General features: G+C 69.0%; 26 protein-coding genes. 20 read left to right on the forward strand and 6 right to left on the reverse strand.

Features of this window, described 5'->3' with window-relative positions; translation table 11 throughout:
• The first annotated feature begins 87 nt into the window (after nucleotides 1-87).
• A complete protein-coding gene (locus ABIC25_RS13495; RefSeq protein ID WP_354561846.1) occupies nucleotides 88-2,121 on the forward strand; it encodes a M13 family metallopeptidase in 2,034 nt (677 codons plus the stop codon).
• A complete protein-coding gene (locus ABIC25_RS13500; protein WP_354561848.1) occupies nucleotides 2,118-2,687 on the forward strand; it encodes a potassium channel family protein in 570 nt (189 codons plus the stop codon). Before ABIC25_RS13495 ends, ABIC25_RS13500 begins: the two co-directional genes overlap by 4 nt.
• Before the next feature lie 51 nt (nucleotides 2,688-2,738).
• Here ABIC25_RS13500 and ABIC25_RS13505 read toward each other — a convergent pair whose 3' ends face one another.
• Nucleotides 2,739-3,866 (reverse strand): NDMA-dependent alcohol dehydrogenase, encoded by a 1,128-nt coding sequence (locus ABIC25_RS13505; RefSeq protein WP_101820746.1) that lies wholly within the window; start codon nucleotides 3,864-3,866, stop codon nucleotides 2,739-2,741.
• A 405-nt stretch (nucleotides 3,867-4,271) separates the two neighbouring features.
• On the opposite strand from ABIC25_RS13505, the gene ABIC25_RS13510 reads away from it, so the two are divergent.
• Nucleotides 4,272-5,228, forward strand: coding sequence for a R2-like ligand-binding oxidase (locus ABIC25_RS13510; RefSeq protein ID WP_101820745.1), 957 nt, complete (start codon nucleotides 4,272-4,274; stop codon nucleotides 5,226-5,228).
• Nucleotides 5,229-5,590: 362 nt separating this feature from the next.
• Here ABIC25_RS13510 and ABIC25_RS13515 read toward each other — a convergent pair whose 3' ends face one another.
• Genes ABIC25_RS13515 through ABIC25_RS13535 form a run of 5 tightly spaced genes read right to left on the reverse strand, consistent with a single transcriptional unit; the run spans nucleotide 5,591 to nucleotide 10,542 of the window.
• Nucleotides 5,591-6,205: an ABC transporter ATP-binding protein gene (locus ABIC25_RS13515; RefSeq protein WP_354561850.1), complete on the reverse strand. Its 615-nt coding sequence runs from the start codon at nucleotides 6,203-6,205 to the stop codon at nucleotides 5,591-5,593.
• Nucleotides 6,202-6,966 carry an ATP-binding cassette domain-containing protein gene (locus ABIC25_RS13520; RefSeq protein ID WP_354561851.1) on the reverse strand — a complete coding sequence of 255 codons (765 nt, stop codon included), beginning with the start codon at nucleotides 6,964-6,966 and terminating at the stop codon, nucleotides 6,202-6,204. Before ABIC25_RS13520 ends, ABIC25_RS13515 begins: the two co-directional genes overlap by 4 nt.
• Nucleotides 6,963-7,832, reverse strand: a complete 870-nt coding sequence (locus ABIC25_RS13525; protein ID WP_239402275.1) for an ABC transporter permease — start codon at nucleotides 7,830-7,832, stop codon at nucleotides 6,963-6,965. The genes ABIC25_RS13520 and ABIC25_RS13525 overlap by 4 nt, the downstream gene beginning before the upstream one ends.
• The gene (locus ABIC25_RS13530) at nucleotides 7,829-8,929 is read right to left on the reverse strand and encodes an ABC transporter permease (protein WP_354561852.1); all 1,101 of its coding nucleotides are present in this window, start codon (nucleotides 8,927-8,929) and stop codon (nucleotides 7,829-7,831) included. Before ABIC25_RS13530 ends, ABIC25_RS13525 begins: the two co-directional genes overlap by 4 nt.
• On the reverse strand, nucleotides 8,911-10,542 hold the full coding sequence (locus ABIC25_RS13535; RefSeq protein ID WP_354561853.1) for an ABC transporter substrate-binding protein: 1,632 nt from the start codon (nucleotides 10,540-10,542) through the stop codon (nucleotides 8,911-8,913). The genes ABIC25_RS13530 and ABIC25_RS13535 overlap by 19 nt, the downstream gene beginning before the upstream one ends.
• Before the next feature lie 156 nt (nucleotides 10,543-10,698).
• Between ABIC25_RS13535 and ABIC25_RS13540 the strand changes: the two genes are divergently transcribed.
• The 17 genes from ABIC25_RS13540 (at nucleotide 10,699) to ABIC25_RS13620 (ending at nucleotide 23,869) form a co-directional block, all read left to right on the forward strand.
• The gene (locus tag ABIC25_RS13540) at nucleotides 10,699-10,992 is read left to right on the forward strand and encodes a helix-turn-helix domain-containing protein (RefSeq protein ID WP_051987019.1); all 294 of its coding nucleotides are present in this window, start codon (nucleotides 10,699-10,701) and stop codon (nucleotides 10,990-10,992) included.
• Nucleotides 10,993-11,014: 22 nt separating this feature from the next.
• Nucleotides 11,015-11,872: an alpha/beta fold hydrolase gene (locus ABIC25_RS13545; RefSeq protein ID WP_239402280.1), complete on the forward strand. Its 858-nt coding sequence runs from the start codon at nucleotides 11,015-11,017 to the stop codon at nucleotides 11,870-11,872.
• Between the two features lie 18 nt (nucleotides 11,873-11,890).
• Nucleotides 11,891-12,430, forward strand: coding sequence for a MarR family winged helix-turn-helix transcriptional regulator (locus ABIC25_RS13550; RefSeq protein ID WP_239402282.1), 540 nt, complete (start codon nucleotides 11,891-11,893; stop codon nucleotides 12,428-12,430).
• 211 nt (nucleotides 12,431-12,641) lie between these two features.
• Nucleotides 12,642-14,162, forward strand: a complete 1,521-nt coding sequence (locus ABIC25_RS13555; protein WP_239402284.1) for an aldehyde dehydrogenase — start codon at nucleotides 12,642-12,644, stop codon at nucleotides 14,160-14,162.
• A gap of 47 nt (nucleotides 14,163-14,209) precedes the next feature.
• Complete coding sequence (locus tag ABIC25_RS13560; protein ID WP_239402286.1) at nucleotides 14,210-14,593, forward strand: RidA family protein; 384 nt, start codon at nucleotides 14,210-14,212, stop codon at nucleotides 14,591-14,593.
• Between the two features lie 53 nt (nucleotides 14,594-14,646).
• Nucleotides 14,647-15,165 (forward strand): cupin domain-containing protein, encoded by a 519-nt coding sequence (locus ABIC25_RS13565; RefSeq protein WP_004018942.1) that lies wholly within the window; start codon nucleotides 14,647-14,649, stop codon nucleotides 15,163-15,165.
• 39 nt (nucleotides 15,166-15,204) lie between these two features.
• Entirely contained in the window at nucleotides 15,205-16,155 is a 951-nt protein-coding gene (locus tag ABIC25_RS13570; RefSeq protein ID WP_239402289.1) for a PDR/VanB family oxidoreductase, read from the forward strand.
• Nucleotides 16,156-16,164: 9 nt separating this feature from the next.
• The gene (locus ABIC25_RS13575; RefSeq protein ID WP_238423239.1) at nucleotides 16,165-17,163 is read left to right on the forward strand and encodes a VOC family protein; all 999 of its coding nucleotides are present in this window, start codon (nucleotides 16,165-16,167) and stop codon (nucleotides 17,161-17,163) included.
• A complete protein-coding gene (locus ABIC25_RS13580) occupies nucleotides 17,160-17,960 on the forward strand; it encodes an alpha/beta fold hydrolase (protein WP_354561856.1) in 801 nt (266 codons plus the stop codon). Before ABIC25_RS13575 ends, ABIC25_RS13580 begins: the two co-directional genes overlap by 4 nt.
• On the forward strand, nucleotides 17,957-18,700 hold the full coding sequence (locus ABIC25_RS13585; RefSeq protein ID WP_239402294.1) for an SDR family oxidoreductase: 744 nt from the start codon (nucleotides 17,957-17,959) through the stop codon (nucleotides 18,698-18,700). Before ABIC25_RS13580 ends, ABIC25_RS13585 begins: the two co-directional genes overlap by 4 nt.
• 90 nt (nucleotides 18,701-18,790) lie before the next feature.
• On the forward strand, nucleotides 18,791-19,570 hold the full coding sequence (locus ABIC25_RS13590; RefSeq protein ID WP_004018947.1) for an SDR family oxidoreductase: 780 nt from the start codon (nucleotides 18,791-18,793) through the stop codon (nucleotides 19,568-19,570).
• A gap of 48 nt (nucleotides 19,571-19,618) precedes the next feature.
• Nucleotides 19,619-21,340 carry a thiamine pyrophosphate-binding protein gene (locus ABIC25_RS13595; protein WP_354561857.1) on the forward strand — a complete coding sequence of 574 codons (1,722 nt, stop codon included), beginning with the start codon at nucleotides 19,619-19,621 and terminating at the stop codon, nucleotides 21,338-21,340.
• Entirely contained in the window at nucleotides 21,340-21,798 is a 459-nt protein-coding gene (locus ABIC25_RS13600; RefSeq protein ID WP_238423244.1) for a hydrolase, read from the forward strand. The genes ABIC25_RS13595 and ABIC25_RS13600 overlap by 1 nt, the downstream gene beginning before the upstream one ends.
• Nucleotides 21,795-22,028: a recombinase-like helix-turn-helix domain-containing protein gene (locus tag ABIC25_RS13605; protein ID WP_354561858.1), complete on the forward strand. Its 234-nt coding sequence runs from the start codon at nucleotides 21,795-21,797 to the stop codon at nucleotides 22,026-22,028. The genes ABIC25_RS13600 and ABIC25_RS13605 overlap by 4 nt, the downstream gene beginning before the upstream one ends.
• 1 nt (nucleotide 22,029) lies before the next feature.
• Complete coding sequence (locus ABIC25_RS13610) at nucleotides 22,030-23,136, forward strand: Rieske 2Fe-2S domain-containing protein (RefSeq protein WP_004018952.1); 1,107 nt, start codon at nucleotides 22,030-22,032, stop codon at nucleotides 23,134-23,136.
• Nucleotides 23,133-23,468, forward strand: coding sequence for a hypothetical protein (locus ABIC25_RS13615; protein ID WP_004018953.1), 336 nt, complete (start codon nucleotides 23,133-23,135; stop codon nucleotides 23,466-23,468). The genes ABIC25_RS13610 and ABIC25_RS13615 overlap by 4 nt, the downstream gene beginning before the upstream one ends.
• Nucleotides 23,465-23,869, forward strand: coding sequence for a RidA family protein (locus ABIC25_RS13620; protein WP_064570455.1), 405 nt, complete (start codon nucleotides 23,465-23,467; stop codon nucleotides 23,867-23,869). The genes ABIC25_RS13615 and ABIC25_RS13620 overlap by 4 nt, the downstream gene beginning before the upstream one ends.
• Nucleotides 23,870-23,916 lie beyond the last annotated feature (47 nt).

The following is a 23,916-nucleotide window of genomic DNA, read 5'->3' on the forward strand; positions in this document are numbered from 1 at the left end:
ACCCGCGATCGCCGAGTCTGCGGAGACGACGCCGGCGGGTTTCGCCTACGGCGGAGGCGGCTGACGAATCGCCGATCCGGTGACAGGATGGAGCGCGTGACTGCATCGAATACTGACCTCAACTCCGGACTCGACCTCGAGTGGGTCGACGATTCCGTCCGCATCCAGGACGATCTGTTCGCCCATGTGAACGGTAAGTGGCTCGAGTCGCATGTCATCCCCGAGGACCGTTCGGTCGACGGCGCCTTCCACGTCCTCCGCGACAACTCCGAAGAGCACGTGCGCGACATCATCACCGAGTGCGCCGCCTCGAGCCCGGAGAGCGGCTCCGACGCGCAGAAGATCGGCGATCTGTACGCCTCGTTCATGGACACCGACCACATCGAGGCCCTCGGGATCGGCCCGATCACCGGCGAACTCGAGAAGATCGCCGCCATCGACTCCATCGAGGCACTCGCCCGGCGGATCGGCCGGCTCCAGCGGCACGGCACGGGTGGTCTGTTCGGCTACTACGTGGACACCGACGCGAAGCAGTCCGACCGTTACCTCGTGCACCTGACACAGTCCGGCCTCGGACTTCCCGACGAGTCCTATTACCGGGAGGACAAGCACGCCGAGACCAGGACGGCGTATGTCGCGCACGTCGAGCGCATGTTCGCGCTGGCCGGGTTCGACGACGCGGCCGCTCGGGCAGCAGTGATCCTCGACCTCGAGACAGCCATCGCCGGCCGGCACTGGGATGTGGTTCGACGCCGCGATGCCGAGCTGACCTACAACCTCATGTCGCTGAACGAATTGGCGTCCACCGCAGATGGATTCCCCTTCTCCGAGTGGTTCGGCGGGCTGGGCACCAGCGGCGATGCCACCTTTGCCGAGGTCGTCGTCGCGCAGCCGTCCTTCGTGTCGGGCGTCGGCGAGCTCGTCACCAGCCGCCCGCTGGACGAGTGGAAGACCTGGCTGACGTGGCGCCTGCTGCGCTCGGCGGCGCCGTACCTGTCGTCGCCGTTCGTCGACGAGAACTTCGACTTCTACGGCCGCACCCTCACCGGTGCGGAGACGAACCGGGACCGGTGGAAGCGCGGTGTCGGCTTCGTCGAAGGCGCGATGGGCTTTGCGGTCGGCAAACTCTATGTGGCCAAGCACTTCCCGCCCGAGGCCAAGGCTCGGATGGACGAACTGATCGCCAACCTGGTGGAGGCCTACCGCCGCAACATCTCCGACCTGCCGTGGATGACCCCGGAGACCCGGGAGAAGGCCCTTGTCAAACTCGGCAAGTTCAACCCGAAGATCGGCTACCCGGCCAAGTGGCGGGACTACAGCTCGCTCAGCGTGGACCGTGGTGACCTCATCGGGAACGTGGCGCGCGCCTCGTCGTTCGAGCAGGATCGCGAGTTCGCCAAGATCGGTTCGCCGGTCGACCGCGACGAATGGTTCATGACGCCGCAGACGGTCAACGCGTACTACAACCCCGGCATGAACGAGATCGTGTTCCCCGCCGCGATCCTCCAGCCGCCCTTCTTCGACCCCGACGCCGACGACGCGGTCAACTACGGGGGCATCGGTGCGGTCATCGGTCACGAGATCGGGCACGGCTTCGACGACCAGGGCGCCAAGTACGACGGCGACGGCAACCTCGTCGACTGGTGGACCGACACCGACCGCACCGAGTTCTCCTCGCGGACACGCAAACTCATCGACCAGTACGGGGAGTTCACGCCGACCGGGCTCGATCCCGAGCACAAGGTCAACGGCGACTTCACCATTGGCGAGAACATCGGCGACCTCGGCGGGTTGTCGATCGCTCTCGTCGCGTACCAGATCGCGACCGAGGGCGCCGGGAGCGAAGCGAGCGGGCCCGATGGCTCCGGCGCCGGCTCCGAGCCACCGGTCATCGACGGCCTGACCGGGACGCAGCGCGTGTTCTACAGCTGGGCGCAGATCTGGCGGACCAAGACCCGTGATGCCGAAGCCATCCGGCGCCTCTCGATCGACCCGCACTCACCGCCGGAGTTCCGCTGCAACGGCGTCGTCCGCAACATGGATGCGTTCTACGACGCCTTCGACGTCGAGCCGGGGGACGCGCTGTATCTCGACCCGGCCGAGCGCGTGCGGATCTGGTGAACGACGTTCCCGGCGGCACGGGTCCGCGAGACACGCCTGCGCCGGGCACGGCCGCATCACTGGGTCTGGTGCGGGGGCGCGATCTCACGATCGCGCTGCTGCGGCCGATCGGCGCGGCGGTCCTCCTGCTGACGGGTTATTTCCTGCTGCCCATCAACAAGGCCAGTGACGTCAACTACCTGGGTCTGATCATCGGTGCCGTGGCGTTGATCTGGTTCTGCGTCTGGGAGGTCCGCCGGTTCAGCCACTCGGACCGGCCGGTCGCGACCGCGATGGAGATGCTCGTGGCACTGGCGAGCTTCTACATCGTCGCGTTCGCGACGACCTATTTCCTGTTCTCCGAGTACGACACCGGGAGTTTCAACGAGTCCCTGACACGCGTCGATGCGCTGTACTTCTGTCTGACGGTCTTCACCACGACGGGGTTCGGCGACATCGCACCGGACTCGCAGGGCGCCCGGGTCGCGGTGTCGATCCAGATGGCCAGCACGCTGGTGCTACTCGGACTGGGACTGCGATTCCTCAACCTGCTGATCAACGAGCGACGCCAGACCACCGTGCGGTGATCTGGCGTCGCTTGCTCGCCGTGGCGATGTCGTGAACCCTGGCCGGTCGGCTCAGTAGTCGTCGTCGCCGTAGACGATCATGCCGCGGATGTTGTTGCCCGCCAGCATGTCGTCGTATGCCTCGTTGATCTGATCGAGACGGTAGGTCTTGGTCACCAGATCGTCGAGATTGAGCTTGCCGGCGCGGTATTCGTTGAGCAGCGCCGGAACCTGGGTGCGGGGGCTCGCTCCACCGAAGATCGCACCCTGCACGCGCTTCTGCATGAGGGTGAGGTCGAAGAGGTTCATCTGGGCGTCCATCGACTGGAAGTTGCCCATACCGACCACGACGACCTGCCCGGCCTTACCTGTGAGGGCGAGGGCGGGAGCGATCATCGAACCGTCGATCTCGCCCACGGTGAGGATCGTGGTGTTGGCCATCTTGCCCCACGTGATGTCGCCGATCGCCTCGAGCGCAGCCTCCATCGACGGGAACGTGTGTGTCGCACCCAGCTTTTCGGCCATCTGCAACTTGAACGGCACCGGATCGACGGCGATGACGTTGCGTGCGCCGGCGGCGGCCGCACCCTGGATCGAGTTGATGCCGACACCACCGATGCCGACGACCACCACGGTGTCACCGGCGTGGGTGCCACCGATCTCGACGGCCGAACCCCAACCGGTCGCGACACCGCAACCGAGCAGCGCGGCCGCCTGCAGCGGGATGTCGTCTTCGATCTTGACCAGCGACGCCTGATTGACGGTGATGTAGGGCGCGAATGTCCCGAGCATGCACATCTGCACGAGGGGTACCCCGTCGTGCGTGTACGCGCGGTTGGTGTCGTCGGCGATGGACAGACCGGTCAGCAGGCGAGCACCCTCGTCGCAGATGTTCTGCTGACCGCGCGAGCACGGCTCGCATGTTCCGCAGGCCGGGATGAACGCGGTGACGACGTGGTCGCCCTCCTTGAGGCGGGTGACACCGGGACCCACCTTGGTCACGACTCCGGCGCCCTCGTGACCGCCGAGTACCGGCATCGGCGCCGGGCTGTCGCCGGTCCGCAGGTGGTGATCCGAGTGGCACAAACCCGAGCTGACGAGTTTGACCTGGACTTCGCCCGCCACCGGATCGCCGAGCTCGAACTCCTCGATCTTCCACTCTTCGCCCGGATTGCGCAGAACTGCACCTTTGGTCTTCATTCGTGCTCCTCGCTCGTGCTGCCCCGGCACCGGGGCGTCAGATATCGCCGTCTGCTTATGCGACGTAGGTCACATGGTGGTCCACCGCCGACACTCTCGCAGGCGTTTCACGCGATCCATGGCACAGGATTGCGGTGACGTTCCAGGCCGGGTTCGAGCGGTCGTCGACCCAAGCTCCGGACAGTCTCGGTCACGACCGCACACCCGACGAGCCAGGCCGCACGGTCGACGGCGTCGGCCGCACAGCCGACGCCACCGGGTTCGACGATGACGACATCGCCCACCGATCGGCGTCAGGCCGGAAACCACTCCGCGACAACAGAGTTGGTCGATCTCATATCTCCGGATCGAGGAAGGGGTTAGCGTCGGGGTACTCCACTTCCGAAGTGTCTGGCTGGTGATCTCATGACTCTCATCGAACACAAAGCGGAGGGCCGGGCCGACTTCTCGTCATTGCGACAGGGCGGTCTCAACTGGGACTCGTTTCCGTTGCGGCTCTTCGTGAAAGGCAATGCTCGGTTCTGGGATCCGATCGCCATCGACTTCTCGCAGGACGCACAGGACTGGGCCGAGCTCACCGACGAGCAGCGCCGGAGCGCCACCTACCTGGTGAGTCAGTTCATCGCCGGCGAGGAGGCGGTCACCCAGGACATCCAGCCGTTCATGAAGGCGATGGCGACCGAGGGCCGGTTCGGCGACGAGATGTACCTGTCGCAGTTCTGTTTCGAAGAGGCCAAGCACACCCAGGTGTTCCGGCGGTGGATGGACGCGGTCGGCCTCACCGGCGACCTCCAGAGCTTCGTCAGCGCGAATCCCTACTATCGCCAGTTGTTCTACGAAGAGCTGCCCGCGTCCCTGCACGTCCTCGACCACGACCCGTCGCCCCGGAACCAGATCCGCGCCAGCGTCACCTACAACCACGTGATCGAGGGCAGCCTGGCGCTGACCGGCTACCACGCGTGGCAGAAGGTGTGCACCAGGCACGGGATCTTCCCGGGGATGCAGAAGCTGATCCGGTTCATCGGCGACGACGAGCGGCGGCACATGGCGTGGGGAACCTTCACGTGTCGCCGGCACGTCGCGGCCGACGACTCGCTGTGGGACGCCGTCGGCGAACGCATGAACGAACTGTTGCCGCTCGCGCTGGGCATGATCGAGTGGGTCAACCAGCAGTTCGAGGTCCAACCCTTCGGCCTCGACAACGACGAGTTCCTCGCCTATGCGGCCGACCGCGCCCAGCGTCGGCTCTCGGCCATCGAGTCCGCCCGAGGACGCCCGGTCGCCGAGATCGACCTCGACTACTCCCCCGAGGTGCTGGAAGACCAGTTCGGCGAGGACGACGCCGTCCGCCTGCAGATGTGACGGGGCATCACCCCTCCGCTGGTTGACACCACCTCACCGAGTGGCCTCGACGGACGCGGCGTCCTCGCTACGCTCGGTCGACGCTGCTCGACCAGCAGAATCCCCGTCCACCGAGCGAAGCGACGCTCCTCTGCTGGTTGAGCCGGCACCGAGCGAAGCGACGCCCCTCCGCTGGTATGAGCCGGCACCGAGCGAAGCGACGCCCCTCCGCTGGTTGAGCCGGCACCGAGCGCAGCGACGCCCCTCCGCTGGTTGAGCCGGCACCGAGCGCAGCCGCCGGGCCGAGCAAGCGACGAAGGAGCGCGTCGAGGTCGAGGCGCCGAGTCGAAGCCACTCGGCGACCCGAACAGCGGCCGCAACCGTCAGCGCCGGTCGAGGTCGATGACGTCCCGGCTGCGCGATTCCACCAGCCGTCGGTCGTGGCTCACCAGCAGCAGGCCCGCCCCGTCGGCGACGAGGTCGTCGAGCAGCGACGTCACGGCCCGAGACGCGACCGGATCCAGCATCGCGGTCGGTTCGTCGCACAGCACGACCCGCGGCTGCTGCACCACGAGCCTGCCGAGGCACGCGCGCTGGAGTTGACCGTCGCTCACCTGTGACGGATAGCGATCCAGCAAGGCCGGATCGAGGCCGACGCGATCCGCGGCTCGTTCGACGTCACAGTCTCGTCTCGCGATCGTCGCGGGTTCGGCGACGATCCGGCGCAGCGTCCACCGTGGGTTGGCGACGAGGCGCGGATGCTGGGCGAGGAGGGCGATGTCGCCGGGGCGACGCCCGGCCGGCCACGCGACTCTTCCGGCAGCCGGCGCGGCGAACCCCGCGAGGACGCGCAGCAGCGTCGTCTTGCCGCTCCCCGACCGCCCGACCACTCCGGTGACCGTTCCGGCACCGACACCGACGTCGAGGCCCTCGAACACGAGGGTGTCGCCGAAGCGGGCCGACAGGCCCGTGCCGACGAGAAGGTCCCCCGTGGTCACGGCACTCTTTCGAAGAACCCGGCGACATAGGCGTCGTCGGAGGCAACGATCTCTTCGAGCCGACGATGATCGACGATCCGTCCCGCGCGCATGACCGCCACCGAATCGCACCCGCGCCGCATCGTCTCGACGTCGTGGGTGATCACGAGCACCGCCGCGCCGGCACTCGCGGCTTCGGCGAGGAGCTCCCAGATGTCGGCTGCGAGTTCGGCGTCGAGCGCCGAGGTCGGCTCGTCGGCGACGATCGTGTCCGGATCACCGGCCAGGGCTGCGGCGATCGCGGCGCGCTGCGCCATCCCGCCGGACAGCTCGTGCGGATACAACCGGAGTGCGGCGGGGTCGAGGTGCACGCGTCGGCACAGCTCGACGGCATCGTGTGACCCGCCGACAATGCCGATCACCTCGTCCAGCTGCGCGCCGACACTGCGCACAGGCGTGAACGAGGTCGACGCCGACTGGGGAACGGAGCCGATGCGGCGCCCGCGGAGTCCTCGCCACCGGCGGTCCGCGCCGGCGAGTTCACGATCGGTGAACACCTCGCCGCCGATCCGCAGTCGACCCGTCGGCACGGACCCCGGCGGGAGCAGACCGGACAGGACCGACGCGACCATCGACTTGCCGCAGCCGGACTCACCCACCAGTGCGGTCATCGACCCGGCCGGCAAGGGCAGCGTCACATCGTCGAGCACTCGGACTGCTGCCCGGTTCCACCGATTCCGGGCCACGATCTCCACTGTCACCCCGTCGAGCCCGGCGTTCATCGCCACACCTCACCGGCGGGCGGCGACGTGGCACGACGCAGCGACGACGCCGCGGCCGCACACGCGAGCGCGGTGACCATCAGGGCGACACCGGGCACGACCAGCGTCCACCACGCGCCGGTGAGGATGTCACCGCGCGCCTGCCCGAGCAGCGTGCCGAGACTCGCGGCGTCCGGGGAGAGCCCGACACCCAGGAACGACAGCGTCGTCTCGTGCCAGACCGCGTGCGGCAGCAACACGGTCATCGCCACCAGCACCTGCCCGCTCACTGCGGGCAGCAGATGGCGGACGGCGACGAAGGTGCGGGACGCACCGGCCAAGCGGGCGGATTCGACCCACCCCGACGACGTCGCCTCGAGTAGTTCGGCGCGTACCACCCGCGCGACGGACGGCCAGTGGGTCAGCGCGATCGACGCGATGATCGCGACCGGCTCACCGCGCCACATCGCGGCGATGACCACTCCGACGACGAGGTGCGGCAAGGCGTTGACCCCGTCGACGACGCGCATCACCACCGCGTCGAACCACCCGCCCATCGTCACCGCACCGATTCCGACGAGGACGCCGAGGGCCGTCGCCAGGACCGCGCACGCCGCGGCGATCAGCAGCGAGATCCGCAGTCCGGCAGCAGTTCTGACACCGAGGTCGTACCCCGAGTGGTCGGTCCCGAGTGCCGCACCGGAACCCGGAGGCAGCAGTGAACGCGCGAAGTCGGCGGTCTGTTCGCCTGCGAGAACGGGCCACCCGACCGCCATGACGACCATGACCGTCAGCACGACCCACGGTGTGACGAGGGCGGCGCGGTGACCGATCGCGGCCCGACGGCTCACGACCCCGACGCCCGTCGTGTCACCGATGGTCGTCATGCGGTCAGTCCGATCCGCGGATCGATCCACACGGCCGCCGCATCGGACAGGGCCGACCCGAGCAGCACGAGGACGGCCGATCCGACCGCGAGCGCGGCCAGCAACGAGAAATCCAGTGCCACGGCCGAATCCACGAGCGCCGCGGCGAGGCCGGGCCAGCCGAAGACGGTCTCGACGATGGCGGCGCCGGCGATGATCTCGGGCAGGCGGGTGCCGAGGAGCGCGAGGGTGGGCAGTACCGACACCGGCACCACGTGCCCGCGCAGGAGCGCCCACCCGTCGACACCGCGGGCCCGGGCGGCCCGGACCGCATCGGAGGCGGTGGCGTCGACGACGGCCGCGCGCATGGTCAGCAGCAACCACGGGACCATCGACACGGTCAGGGCCAGGTACGGCAACACGGCGTGGGTGAGCAGACCGTCGAGGGAGTAGTCGTCGCCGGGGCGTCTAGCACCGGAGGTCGGAAACCACCCCAGCGTCACCGCGAAGATGCTGACCAGCACCAGTGACACCACGAAGGGCGGGGTCGCGGCCAGCATGGCCGCCAACGCCGTACACGCCCGGTCGACCAGCCCGCCCCGCCGCATACCGATGACGGCCCCTCCGACGACGGCGAGCAACGCAGCGGAGGTCAATGCAGCCGTCGACATGCCGAGGGTGAACGGAAGACGTTGCGAGATCACTTCGTCGACCGCGCGGCCCTGGGTCGAGGACCAACCCAGATCACCGTGGAGCAGCGCACCCCACCAGTTCCACCAGGCGCTCAGCCAGTACTGGTCCACGTCATAGGCGGCCGCGGTCGCCGCCCGCTGGGCGGGGGTGGCCGACTGGTAGTTGTCACCGAGATGAGCGGTGAGCGGATCGAACGGCGACGCGGCGGCGACGGCGAAGATCCCGAGCGACACCAGGATCGTCGTCGGGATCATCAGGAGGACGCGCCGGAGCAGGAGTCGTCCGGCTCGCCGCGTGCGCGAGTCCGGCCGCCTCGTGCGCCGGCGCCGCGGGTGCCGCCTGTCGGTCCGATCGTCGGCGTCGGTGCCGGCCGGCCGGATCGACCGCACCGACGAGGCGAGGGAGGTCATGAGATCGGTTGCCACGACGGCACGTTCCACCACGGACCCCAGGTGACGCCGTGCGAATGCGGTTCGAGGATCGGGTCGTCGTGCCGCCAACCCTCGCCCCGAGAGGCGTAGGTGTGGTGCAGGAACGCCAGGAAGACGTACGACGGCGCAGCCGCGTAGATCTGCTGGATGCGCTGATACCGCTGGTCATTCGCCGGCCCGGGCGCGCTCGCACGTGCCTCGTCGAGAAGGGCGTCGAGCCCGGGGGCGGTGAGGTCGCCCGGGTTGGAGTACGGCGACGAGTTCGCGACGCGCGTGTGCAGGGTGTCGTAGACCTGCGAGTCGATGCTGTACGGCGTCGCGCCGCCACCCAGAAGCACCGCTGCCGAGGTCAATTCGGAATCGATCTCGTCCCAGCTGGTGCCGCGGGTGAGGACCTCGACACCGATCCGTTTCATCGACGCGGCGAACGCCACCGCCAGATCACGGCGAAGAGTGTCCTCGGCGTTGTAGAGGAGGGCGAACGACGCCCGGTCGGCCCCGCGGGCCCGGATACCGTCGGGAGCCGTCCGCCACCCGGCGGCGTCGAGTGTCGCCCGTGCACGATCGGCGTCGAAGCCGAACTGCGCCTGCTCGTCGTAGACGTCAGCCCCGTATACCGAGGCGATCGGCGTGCTGGCGGGTTCACCGTCGCCGGTCAGCACGTCGTCGACGACGGCCTGCCGGTCGATGCCGAGGTTCATCGCGAGGCGAGCGGCCGGGTCGGCGGTGAACGGGTTCGTGCTCGGCAGTGAGATGCCGCGCCAGTCAGCGGATTTCACCGACACCACGTCGATGCCGTCACGCCCGTCCAGGCTCTCGGCGAGCCTCGGTGGCAGGTTCGCACCGTCGATCTCACCGGCCGCGATCCGTTGCGCGCGGGTGTTGTCGTCGGGAACGTGGGTGTAGACGATGCGTTGTACCGCCGGCTGGTTTCCCCAATAGTTTTCGCGCGCAACGAGAACGGCCTGGTCCGGCTCGAGCGAATCGAGCCGGTACGCCCCGGTGCCCACGGGCTCGGTGTTCAGGGCCCACTCCGCCGCCGGCGCATCCTCCACCCGCTCGGCGGGCACGACACCCACGAGCAGGTACGGCGACGGGTCCGCGTCGGTGTTCATCCGAACGGTCACCGCCCCGGGCCCGTCGGCCTCGACCGAGACGATCGGCTCGAAGTCGGTCGAGATCTGCGACGCGACCCGTGGATCGACGACGGCCCGGTAGGTCGCGACGACGTCGGCGGCGTCGAAGGCGGTGCCGTCGGAGAACGTGACGCCACTCTTGAGCGGCACCCGCCACGTCCGCGGCGCGACACGCTCGGGGCGGGACGCAGCGAGCGCCGGGACGAGGTCCGGAACGCGGTCGTCGCCGTCGGCGGCCGGGATGAGGAGGCCGTCGTAGATGGGCGAGACGCCGAGCTGTGCATAACCGAGCATCGGGTTGAAGTCACCGAGGTCCTGTCCCTCGCCGAGGACGATCTGGTCGGTCGCCGTTGCCTGATCCGACACCGAGCAACCCGCGAGGGCGACCATCGCGAGAAGAACGGCGGCTCCGACCGTGGCGACTCCGCGAACAGCCGACGACGCTCCCTCAACACGTGTGTGCACAAACATATGTTCTCTCAGACACACATTTGCCGCCACCGGGGCCGTGAGGAACGATGAGCTGGTGTCCATCGACGAAGTGACGAGGAGGGGCCGGTGACCGACTTCGACCCACACTCATTTCACGCGGACTCGTTCGACGCGGACTCCTGGGCCGCACGTTTCATGCTCCTGAGCGACCCCAACCGCCTCCGACTCGTCGCGGAGATGCATGCGCGGCCGGGTTCCACGGTCGCCGAACTGGCCACCCGTATCGGCATCACCGAGAACGCCGCCTCCCAGTCGATCCGCAAGCTGCGCGACCAGGGGTGGGTCCGTTCGGAGAAGGTCGGCCGGATGGTCCACTACGAGGTCGTCGGCGACGCGATAGTGCATCGCATCCTGCACGACATCATCGGTGTCGGGCACCTCACCTCCGCAGATCGGTCGGATCACGCCCACCCGGTGACAACGGATTAGAACACGTTCTAGTCTGGTCGACGTGGATGTCACCTTCGATGCGACCAAACGGGAACTGACGACCGATCAGGGCACACTGCGCTATCACGAGGCCGGCGACGCCGACGCACCGCCGCTGATCCTCTTGCACGGATCCGGGCCCGGCGTGACCGGCTGGCGCAACTACCGCGGGAACCTCGGGCGCTTCGCGCAGACACACCACTGCTTCGTCATCGAATTCCCCGGCTTCGGGGTGAGCGACGCCGTCGAGGGCCACCCGGTTCTCACGGCCGGCGGCTCGGTGCTCCGGTTCATGGATGCACTCGGCATCGACAAGGCCGCGATGATCGGCAATTCGATGGGTGGGGTCGTCGGCGTCAACCTGGCGATCAAGAAGCCCGAGCGCGTCGAGAAGCTCGTCACCATCGGCGGTATCGGCCCGAATGTGTTCAGCCCCAGCCCCAGTGAGGGCCTGCGCCTCCTCCAGGAGTTCACCGACGCCCCGGACAAGGACAAGCTGGTCCGCTGGCTCACGTCGATGGTCTTCGACCGCTCGCTGGTGACCGAGGAACTCATCGAGGAACGGTGGCAGGCCGCCATCAACCCAGACGCGCAGAAGACGGCGCAGATGATGTACGGCTCAGCGGCTTTCGAGATGCAGCAGCAATTCATGGCCGCGTCGGACAACCCGCCGTACTGGGCGTCGATGCACAAGGTCGCCTGCCCGACGCTGCTGACCTGGGGCCGCGACGATCGAGTCAGCCCACCCGACATGGCGATGGTCCCGATGCGCCTCATCCCCGACGCGGAGCTCCACATCTTCCCGAAGTGCGGGCACTGGGTGATGATCGAGGCCAAGGCCGCCTTCGAGGCGACGGTGGGGGCCTTCCTCGCGCGATGATCCACTAACCTCGCCACCATGGATGGTGTCGACGTCATCGTGTCCCACTGGGCCGTCGCCCGGCCCGAGCTCGACGTCTCGGCGCTCAAGGTGTTCGGCCGGCTCCACCGCAGCTTCCTCGTCTACAAGGCGCGTATCGCCTCGACCTTCGACGAGCACAACATCACCGACTCCGGCTTCGACGTCCTCGCGTGTCTGCGCCGAGCCGTCCCCGACCATCGCCTGACGGCAGGCGAACTCGCCGAGCAGACACTTGTCACCACCGGCGGTCTGTCCCTGCGCGTCAAACGCCTCGAGGACGCCGGGTTCGTCACGCGCACCCGAGATCGGGCCGACGCACGAGTGGTCTACGTCGAGCTGACCCCCGAGGGCGCGGCACTCGTCGACCGCATCGCCGACGAGCACTTCGCGAAGCTCCGCGTGATGCTCGCCGAACTCTCCGAGGACGAGGCAGCCGACCTCGCCCGACTCCTGGGCGCGCTCGAGCACTCCGCTCGTTTCGCGGTGCTCGGCGATGGCCTCGATCCCGGCGAAGCGGACCCCATCGCCGCGGTCTGACGCTGCGATCGAAACTTTTTCCGCGGCGGTCGTGATGGCCGACACACCGTGTGTGACCTGCATCTCTTCCATTTCGGACGCGTAAATCCCACGTAACGAGGTCCTGTAGTGGGGTTCTTCGAGGTTGACCTCTTAGCGCTAAGGCTTTACAACTGTCTTAGCGCAAAGATATTTGGTTCGGCCCTCGGCCATCACCTCCGAACGGATTCACATGACCCTCGTGACGAGCACCTCCACCCATCCCGGGATCGACGCCCGTGACCTCGACGACCGCATCTTCGTCGGCGGTCACTGGGAGGTCGGCGCCGGAGATCTGATCGAGTCCGTGAACCCGGCGACGGGTCGGGTCTTCGCGACCCTGCACGGGGCCACTCCCGCCGACGTCGACACCGCGGTCCGCACCGGGCTCCGCGCCGCCCACGAGAGCGGCTGGGCGAGTGCGCTTCCCCACGAGCGCGCGGCAGTCCTGCACCGGATCGGCGACGGTATCGACGCTGCGCGAGATCGCATCGCGCGGCTGCAGACCCTCGACACCGGCAAGACCCTCGGCGAGACATCGGCTTTGGCGGCGAGTGCGGCGAACACCTTCCGGTACATGGCGGCGGCGGCGGAGACCTCCGACGGCACGCTCACGACCCCGCGCGGCCCGTGGCTCACGATGTCCACGCACCGCCCGATGGGTGTCGTCGGTGCCATCACCCCGTGGAACTCGCCGATCGCCTCCGACGCGCAGAAGTTGGCCCCCGCGCTGGCCGCGGGCAACGCGGTGGTCAGCAAGCCGCCGGTGTGGGCGCCCTGGGTGACCTTGCTCCTGGCCCGCATCTGCGAAGAGGCCGGCCTGCCCCGCGGTGTCCTGTCCGTCCTCCCGGGCCCGGGCCGGACCGTCGGCGAGGCCCTGGTCCGCCACCCCGACGTCGCGAAGGTGACCTTCACCGGCGGGACGAGCACCGGGCGTCACCTCGGCCGGATCGCCGCCGACAAGCTCATGCCGATCACCCTGGAGCTGGGCGGCAAGTCACCGACCATCGTCTTCGCCGACGCCGACCTCGAACGCGCCGTACAGGGCGTGCTGTACGGGATCTTCTCCTCCAGCGGCCAGAGCTGCATCGCCGGATCACGAGTGTTCGTGCAGCGCAGCGTATTCGATGCTTTCACGGACGATCTGGTGGCACGCGCCGGCCGGTTGCGGATGGGTCCCGGCACCAACCCGGACACCGACGTCGCCCCGATGATCTCGGCCGCGCACCGCGACTCGGTGGCCGACACGGTAGCCCGAGCGGTGCCCGACGGTGCCCGAGTGCGGTGCGGTGGCGCGGTTCCCGTCGACGGTGCGCTGGCCGACGGCTGGTACTACCCGCCGACCGTACTGACCGGCGTCGCCAACACCGACCGGATCAGCCAGGAGGAGATCTTCGGGCCGGTCGCGGTGGTCATCCCGTTCGACGACGAGGCCGACGTCATCGCGCAGGCCAACGACACCGTCTACGGCCTGGCCTGCGGCGTGTGGACCGAGGACTACCGGCGTGCGCTGCGGATCGGTGACGCCGTGGACGCCGGAACCGTCTGGGTCAACACCTACAAGCAGTTCTCCATCTCGACCCCGTTCACCGGGCTCCGCGACAGCGGGCTGGGCACCGAGAAGGGCCGTGAGGCGATCCGCCAGTACTCCGACCAGAAGAGCATCTACCTCGACCGCAGCGACGAGCCGATCGCGTGGGGTCGCCATCCGTGACCGGCCGGACCGTGCACGCGCCCACTTCGACGAAAGGAACCACATCCATGACCGCAACTGCCGCAACCGACTTCGCCGCACAAGACCAGAGCACCGCGCACCCGTACAGTCCCGCATTCGCCGTCGCCGGTTTCGGCTTCGTCTCCGGCGCACTGTCGGTGGATGAGAACGGGGTGGCCGTACCGGGTGTCGACGCCGCCCTCGACGCGGCGATGGCCCGGCTCGGCGAGCGCCTGGCCACGATCGACATGAGACTCGCCGATGTCGTCAAGACCACCTACTTCGTCACCGACGTCTCGCTGCGCGACGCCGCGAACCGGCACTACGAGAGCGTCTTCGCCACGCCTCGTCCGGCCCGCTCGTTCGTCGAGGTCGCCGCGCTGCCCTACGGCGCGACCGTCGAGATCGAAGCCATCGCCCACACGTCCTGACCGCACGCCCGCCACCCCACGAACCCGCCAGAACACCGAGAGGAACCGCCATCATGACCGCACCAGAGAAGACCATCGCCGATCTCGAGCAGCAGATCGACTCCTGCATCGCCAGCCGCGAGACCCGGCACGAGGACTGGGACACACTGGGTTTCCAGGCCGCCGCCGGCGGCGATCGCTTCAAGCGTGCCCAGATCCGCTACATCGGCTCGGGCGCCACCGGCAACCACGAGAACGACAGCCGGACTCTTCCGTCGGATCACTTCACGTTCTCCAACATGCGTCTGCCCGCCGGTGCCGTCGGTCCCGAGCACACCCACCACGACGTGGAAGAGGTGTTCTTCGTCCTCGAGGGCGAGCTCGAGGTCGCCGTCCATGACGTGGAGGACGGCACCAAGAAGGCCGTTCGTCGCCTCGGCTACCGCGACCTGATCCGGGTGCCCGCAGGCGTCCCCCGCAGCCTCGCCAACGTCGGCGACACCGACGCGCTGTTCTGCGTGATCATCGGCGCCGAGAAGCCGCAGCTGCCCACCTACCCGCCGAGCTCGGAGATGTTCGGCGTCACCCGCTGAACCTCGTTCCACCCGAACCGAACCCGAGAGGTGTCCACCATGTCCGCAGACACGACGAGAGTCCTTCGCGTGCACCAGAAGACCTGGGAGGCCGACGGCGTCACGAGCATCACCCTCGTGGATCCGTCCGGCGCCGAACTCCCGCGCTGGGAACCGGGATCGCATGTCGCGCTTCGTCTGCCGGACGGACTCGTTCGGGAGTACTCGCTGTGCTCGGCGCCGGAGGACTCGTCACGGTGGTCTGTGGCGGTCCTCCGGGCCGAGAAGTCGCGCGGCGGTAGCAGCTACGTGCACGATCGGCTGTCCATCGGCGCCGAGATCGAGGTCGACGGCCCGCGCAATGCCTTTTCGATCGACCCCGACGCCGCGCACCACATCCTGATCGCCGGCGGCGTCGGTATCACCCCCATCGTCGCGATGATGCGCCGGCTGGAGTCCGAGGGCCGATCGTGGCAGATGCTGTACGCGGGCCGGTCCCGACGGTCGATGGCCTTCGTCGACGAGGTGTCCGCGCACTCGACGTCCGTCATCCACGCCGACGACGAGCGAGGCGGGTTGCCCGATCTGTCGGCGCTGTTCGCGGGAGCGCCATCCGGGTCGGTGGCGTACTGCTGCGGCCCGGCCGCCCTCCTCGACGCCGTCGCCGGCGTCGTCCCGCCGGAGATCCCGCTGCGCAGCGAACGTTTCGCCGCACCCGTCGTGGAGGTGGACCCCGGCGGGGACACCGCATTCGACGTCGTCCTCGAACGGACCGGACAGCGCATCGCAGTACCGGCCGACATGTCCGTGCTCGACGCCCTGGCCGACGCCGGCGTCGACGTGCCCAGCTCCTGCACGGAGGGCATCTGCGGCACCTGCGAGATCGGGGTCGTCAAGGGCGATCTCGACCACCGCGACTTCGTCCTCACCGACACCGAACACGCGAGCGGTCAGACGATGCTTCCCTGCGTCTCGCGTTGCCGCTCAGCCGAACTCGTACTCGACCTCTAGGGGAACCCCGTGCTCTACTCCCAGCTTCCCGTACTCACCGAGCAACCGGTGTGCCGTCTGCGCAGCCTGCGCTCGGTCACGCTGAGCGTGCCCGATCCCCTGGCCTCCCGGGACTTCTATCACGAGGTGTGGGGACTGACCACCGTCGAGGAGGACGGTGACCGGTTCTGGCTGCGCGCCACCGGCACCGAACACCATGTCCTCGATCTCCGCCCCGGTGACGCGAATGCCCTGGGCGGCTTCAGCTTCGCACTGGGGACGCCGCGGGAGGTCGACGATGCCGCCCGGGCACTCGAGCGGATCGGCGTGCCGCTGCTCCGTGAACCCGGACCGCTCGACGACGCCGGGGGCGGATACGGCCTGGCCCTCGTCGACCCGGAGGGGCGCACCGTCGAATTGTCGGCGGACGTGCACGCGGTGTCGTCGCAGGAACCCGCGGGTCGTCGTGCCATCCCGCGCAAGATCGCGCACGTCGTCCTGAACACCACCGACATCGAGCGGATCACGGCGTTCTACACCCAGGTCCTCGGGATGCGGGTGTCGGACTGGTCCGAGCGCCAGATGTCGTTCCTGCGCTGCAACTCCGAACATCACGTCATCGCGCTGAACCAGGCGCCCTGGCCGGCCCTGAACCACGTCGCCTACGAGATGACCTCCATCGACCACTTCATGCGCGGCATCGGCAACCTGCGCTCCCACGGGATCAGCCCGCAGTGGGGACCGGGCCGCCACGGCCCCGGCGACAACACCTTCTCCTACTTCACCGATCCGGCGGGTCTGGTCTGCGAGTACACCTCCGAGGTCGCCCAGATCGACGAAGACGCCTGGCTGTGCCGGACCTGGCGCCGCACACCCGAACTGTCCGATCAGTGGGGTACCGCGGGCCCGCCGACGACCACCGTCCGCACGGCCATGGCCGGCATCCCCGACCACGGCGCGAGCTCCCTGGTGACCCCGCGCGACCCGGACTACTTCATCCATCTGCCCCAGACGGTGGGCGTGGCATGACCACCACCGTCACCGTGCTCGACCGCGTGCACGTCGTCGCGCACCCGTCGAGCCGCGAGATCCGGAGCCGGCACAGCGTGGTGCTGCTCCACGGGATCGGCGGCGGCGCCACGTCGTGTGGCCCACTGGCCGCACGGCTGGCCGCCGCCGGTCGCGACTGCTGGTGCCCCGACGCCCCCGGTTACGGGCGTTCGGCCGATCCCCGGCCGGGTATCGGCCCCGTCGAGGAGATGGCCGAACTGATCGAAGCGCTCGCCCCCGGACAGCCCGTTGTTCTCCTCGGCACGTCCTGGGGCGGTGTGATCGCCATGGATCTGGCGCTGCACCGGCCCGATCTCGTCGCCGCGCTCGTCATCGCCGACAGCACCCGCGGTTCCGGGGTCACCGCCGAGCGGGCCGCCGGCATGCTCGCCCGCATCCCCGACCTCGTCGACCGGGGTGCCGCCGCAGTCGCTGCCGACCGCGCCGACGCGCTCACGGCACCCGACTGCGACCCGGCGGTCACCGCCGAGGTCCGCGCCACCATGGCGGAGGTCCGCGAGCCCGGCTTCGCCGCCGCGGCCCGGTACATGGCCACGACCGATCTCGGACCCGACCTCGCCCGACTCGCCCGCCCGGCCCTCGTTCTCGTCGGTGAGCGCGACACCATCACCGGCGTCGACGAATCACGACTCCTCGCCGACCAGATCCCCGGCGCTCAGCTGCGGATCGTCCCCGATGCCGGCCACGCCGCGATCCAGGAACAACCCGACGTCGTCGCCGGCCACGTCCTGGACTTCGTCGGGATGCTGTCATGAGCGCCGGGACGATGGTGGTGACCGGCGGCGGCCGCGGACTGGGCCGTGCCATCGCCGAACGTCTCGGCGCCGACGGGCACCGACTGGTGATCGCCGAACGGGATCCGGAGACCGCGTTCGCGGCCGAGGCCGCATTGCGCGACGCCGGTCACGACGCCCGCGCGATCGTCACCGACATCGCCGACGTCGACGCCGTCCGCGCACTCGCCGACCGTCTCGACGCTGACGGCGATCACGTGATCGGCCTCGTCAACAACGCGGCGATCGCCGACGGCGTGGGCGGCGCGACGTTCTTCGAGCTCGCCGACGACGAGTTCGGGCGGCTGACCGATGTCAACGTCCGCGGCACCTGGTCGGTCACGAAGTACCTGTGGCCGTTGCTGTCCCGCTCGCGGGGCGCCGTGGTCAACATCGCCTCCGATGTCGCGATGTACGGGTCGCCGCGACTCGTGCACTACGTGTCGTCCAAGGCGGCGGTCATCGGGATGACGCGCTCGATGGCCCGCGATGCGGGGCCGCACGGAGTTCGCGTGAATGCCGTTGCGCCGGGCCTGATCCGGGTCGAGGCCACCGAAGGCGTTCCCGAAGACCGGTACCGCACCTACGCCGCAGGGCGTGCACTCGACCGCGAACAGACCCCGCAGGACGTCGCCGGAGTGGTCCGCTTCCTACTGTCCGAGGACGCCGCCTTCGTCACCGGTCAGACCATCGTCGTCGACGGTGGATTCATCTTCCGCTGAGCGACGCATCCACTTCGACTCCAGCCCCCAGCCCCCAGCCCCCAGCCCCCAGCCCCCAGCCCCACCGAACACCAGCCCCGAGGAGTACCCATGGACCTGCAGCTCGCCGGTCGCCGAGTGTTGATCACCGGCGCGAGCTCCGGGATCGGCCTCGCCACCGCCCGGTTGCTCGCCGAGGAAGGCGCCCGCCTGGCGCTCTGTGCCCGTGACGAGGACCGTCTTCGTTCCGCGACAGCCGATCTCGCCGCGATCACCGACGTGGTCACCGCGTCATGCGATGTCACCAGCCGCGCGTCCGTCGATGCCTTCGTCGCCACCGCCGTCGACCGGCTCGGTGGTCTCGACGGCGTGGTCTGCAACGCGGGGCGGTCGCTCATGCGCACCCTCGACGAGACCACCGACGAGGAGATCCGCGACGAGTTCGACCTGAAGATCTTCGGTGCGCTGCACGTCATACGCGCCACCCGCGCCGCGCTCGCGGCGTCGGACCGCGGTGCCGTGGTGATCGTCAACGCCATCCTGTCCCGGCAACCCGAAACCCGCCTGGCCGTCACGTCGGCGGCCCGGGCGGGCCTGCTGAACCTGTCGAGCTCGCTCGCCGAGGAGCTCGCGACCGACGGGACACGGGTCAACTCGGTGCTGCTCGGCCTCATCGACACCGGACAGTGGCAGCGCCGGTTCGTCGAGAGCGGCGCCGACGACTTCGCGGCCTGGAGTGCCGAGATCGCCGACGACCGGGGAATCGCACTGGGCCGCTTCGGTTCCGCCGACGAACTCGCATTCCCCATCACCACCCTGCTCTCGCCGCGGAACAGCTACACGACCGGCGCCACGCTCGAGGTCGGCGGCGGGGTGCACCGCTATGTCTGACCCCGGCAGAGCCCGACCAACCCAGCCCAGCAACAGGAGAACCAGCCGATGACCGAACACACCGGAAGCCGCCGACCGACCGGCGGTGACGTCCTCGTCGATGTGCTCCGCCGGCACGGCGTCACCACCGTCTTCGGGGTGATCAGTATCCACAACCTTCCGCTCGTCGAAGCCGTCGACCGCGACCTGCGGTTCGTCGAGATGCGGCACGAGGCGGCCGCGGTCAACGCCGCCGACGGATTCGCCCGTGCGTCCGGCGGTCTCGGCGTTGCGCTGACCAGTACCGGTACCGGAGCAGGTAACGCTGCCGGTTCGATGGTGGAGGCCCTGACCGCGGGCAGTCGCGTCCTGCACATCACCGGCCAGATCGAGAGCGAGTTCCTCGCCCCCGGGCGTCCGGCCGCGAGTCGCGGTGTCATCCATGAGTTCCCGGGTCAGCCGCAGATGCTCGACGCGATCTCGGCGTACTCCACGACCATCACCGAGGCCAAGGACGTCGAGGCCGAACTCGAGTCCGCGATCGCGCATGTCCTCGCCGCACCCACGGGACCGGCCAGCGTCGAATGGCCCACGGACCTCCAGTATCTCGCCTCCCCGGACGCCCAGCGACCGGCGCCGTCGGTCACGGTGACGACGCCCGTCGCCGACGCGGAGTCCGTCGCCCGCGCCGCCGATCTGCTCCGCACCGCCGAGCGGCCCCTGCTGTGGCTGGGCGGCGGTGCGGCCGGCGCCGGTGAGCAGATCGCCGAGTTCGCTCGATTCCTCGGCGCGGGCATCGTCACCAGCAACTCCGGGCGCGGAATCGTCGCCGAGGACGTCCCACTCGTCATCGGCAACTTCGCGACCACCCCCGCGGTGCGGGCTCTGCTCGACGACGCCGACGTGCTCCTCGCCGTCGGTACCCACTTCCGGTCGAACGAGACCGCGTCCTACTCACTCTCACTCCCGGAGAACATCATCCAGATCGACGTCGAACCGACGACGATCGGGCGGGTCTACCCGGCCGCGGTCGGACTCGTCGGAGACGCCGCACCGACGATCACTGCTCTGCTGGCCCAGCTGGACGCGGTCGCGACCGCCGACGAGTGGCCGCGCCGCGTGACCGCCGTGCGCGAGGAGGTCCGCGACGATCTCACGACCTACATCGGTGGCTACGCCGAGGTCTGCACGGCGATCCGCGATGCGCTACCGCGTCGCTCGGTGATCGCCCGCGACGTGACGATCCCGTCGAGCCAGTGGGGCAACCGCCTGCTCCCGATCTACGAGCGCGGCACCAACATCTTCCCCCTCGGCGGCGGGATCGGACAGGGACTCGCGATGGGGATCGGTGCGGCCCACGCCCGGCCCGACGCCCCGACCCTCGTCGTCGCCGGCGACGGTGGGTTGTCGGTGCACCTCGGCGAGCTCGCCTCCCTGGCCGGCTCGGGTGCGCACGTCATCGTGCTGGTGTTCAACGACGGCGGGTACGGGGTGCTGCGGAACATGCAGCAGAAGAACGGTTTCCGGCGCTCCGGCGTCGACCTGCACACGCCGCGCTTCGACCTGCTCGCGGCAGCGATGGACATCCCCTACCGGCTCGTGCGCGGCCCGGGCGTCATCGCCGACGCCCTCGAGGCCGCGGTCAACCGCGGCGGCCCGTCGTTCATCGAGGTGGATGTCGAGGCCGTCGACCCCGCCCCCGGGCCGTTCGTCCCGCCGGTGCACGTCCCGTCTGAGCTCCATTCCTCTGGGCTCGATTCCTCTGGGCTCGATTCCTCTGGGGCCCACTGATGACCGCCCCGGCCCTTTGGTGGGACGACGACATCGCGACGCGGGTCCGGTCCGGGGACCAGGCCCATGTCTTCGCCTCCGGCACCGACGTCGCCGACGCGATCGCCCTGGCCGTCGAGAACCCCGACCTCGTGCTGAGCCTGATCCTGGCCGAGCCCGCGCCGCTCACCGCAGAGACAACGAATCTACTCCCGTCCGTTCGGGTTCCGACCCTGGTTCTCGCGTCGGCGCCAAACGCCGACACCGATCTCGATGCGGCGCAGACGCTCGCCGGCGACATTGACAACGGCGTCTTCGTCGTCCTCGACGGCGCGCCCGTCCCCGCGCATACCGAGTGCCGGGAGTCCTTCGAGGAGTGGACCGTCTCGTTCGTCGCGATCGCCGAGGGCCTCGCCGCCCGTGACGGCCGCCTCCTCGCCCAGCCCACACCACTCATCGACGAAGGAGTACTCCGATGATGACTCGCCCAGCCCGCGAGCCCTACCTCGAGACACACCAGACCCATCCGGAGCCGCTGACACCGTATGAGCTCAAGCTCGCCGGGTCCGTCACCGAGATCTTCACCGCCGGGGCAACGACTCTCGACGAGGTCACCGACGGCCTGAACGCCCTCGGCCTCCACGGACCCGACGGTGGTCCGTGGACCGCCGAGGCCTTCCGCGCCGAGATGCGCAGATTGGGGAAATGACATGACCACCACACAGCCCACCCCCGGCACCCGGTCCGCAACCCGCGAACGTCCCGCGCGACGCACACCGACCTACGCCGTCGGCACCCGTCGTCACCTCGACGCCGACGAGATCGCGGCGACGGGCCTCCGGGACCGCTGGTACCCGATCCTCCCGTCGCGCATGCTCGAACCCGGCGCCATGGTCCCGGTCCGCCGACTCGAGGTCGACTGGGTGCTGTTCCGCGACGCCCAGGGACGGGTCCGCATGCTCGAGGACCGGTGCCCACACCGCAGCGCTCCGTTGTCGGTCGGCCAACACCTCGGCGACCGCATCGCCTGCGCGTACCACGGCGTCCAGGTCGACGGCGAGGGCACCGTGGTGTCGGTGCCGGGCATGCCGGGATGTGCCCTCGAGGGCCGCCGGGCGACGGTGTCGCTCGAGGTGGTCGAGGCCGCCGACACGATCTTCGCGTTCCTGCCGCTGACCGCGGATTCGGTGCCGACCCCGTTCGTGTTGCCCGACCGGCTGTCCGATCCCGAGGTGTCCTGGTTCGGCAACTTCGCCGAGTGGGCGGGCCCGTGGCGGTTCTACATGGACAACGTCCTCGACCCCATGCACGGCGCCTTCCTGCACCGCAACTCCCATTCGATGTTCGGTGGCGACACCTCCGCACGGTTCCGCATCCGGGAGACCGACCGCGGCTTCTTCTTCGAGAAGACCGACCAGCGCGGCGTGAACTTCGACTGGGTGGAGTTCGTCCGCGGATCGATGGACTACGTCGACCTCGAGATCCCGTACGGCCCCGGCGCCGGCCCCGGCGGTGTGTTCGGGATCGTCGGGATGAGCACGCCCATCGACCGGTCGACGTCGGCCATCTTCCATTGGCGCACCCGGCGGGTGAGCGGATGGGAACGTGAGACCTGGCGGTTCCTCTACCGCACGACGCTGGAGGCCAAGCACTGGGAGGTCCTCGAACAGGACCGGCTGGTCCTCGAGGCGCTCGCCGGTGACGCCGATCGTGAGGAGCACCTGTACCAGCACGATCTGGGTGTCTCCCGGATTCGACGGATCTACCGCGCCGACGCCGTCGCGCAGGCCGAACAACTCGTCGCAGCGAACGCATGAGCACCGACGGGTCGATGCTGCTCACCGTGGTGCTGCGCCACGATCAGAGCCAGAACCTCGACCAGTTGCAGGGTCGGCTCGACGAGAACGACTGGTGGCACGGCTTTCCGCCCGAGGGATGCGAGGTCGTCTCCTGGGTCGTGGCCATGGGTATCGGTCAGATCGTCACCCTCCGCCTACCGGCGGACCGGCTGCCCGCGGTGAACGTCGAACTGGAACGCCGGGCGTGGGGCACCTTCGCCACCGACTTCTACCCGACGTACGACTTCCTGCCGGTCCGCGAACGACTGACGCGTGAGTCCGATGCGCGACGTTCGGCGGTGACCTCATGACCCGGGTCGGACACCCCGACGTCGCGGAGCCGCCCCGTCGGGACATGTTCAGCAACGCCCGCGTCGTCGGCGACCAGTTCTTCCTCTCGGGGATGCACGCCGGCGGGCCGGACGGTCCGGTGGGTGGCGACGACACCCACGCGCAGGCGGTCGAGACCTTCCGCCGCGTGCGCGCACTGACGGAGGCGTGCGGCGCTTCCGTCGACGACATCGTCGTGTTGCGCATCTACGTCACCGACATCGCCGACAAGGCAGCTGTCGGACGCGCCCGGAGCGCGGTTTTCTCCGGGGACTTCCCGTGTTCGACCCTCGTCGAGGTGTCGGCACTGGTCGAGCCTGGCCTCAGCGTCGAGGTCGAGGCACAGGGATTTCTCCCGAAGGCCGCGCCCGCGGCCGACTAGTATCACTCGAACCGGCGTCAGCCACGCCGACTACACCCCGAGGACGC

Source organism: Gordonia sp. PvP123 (assembly GCF_040547295.1).
GTDB lineage: Bacteria > Actinomycetota > Actinomycetes > Mycobacteriales > Mycobacteriaceae > Gordonia > Gordonia terrae.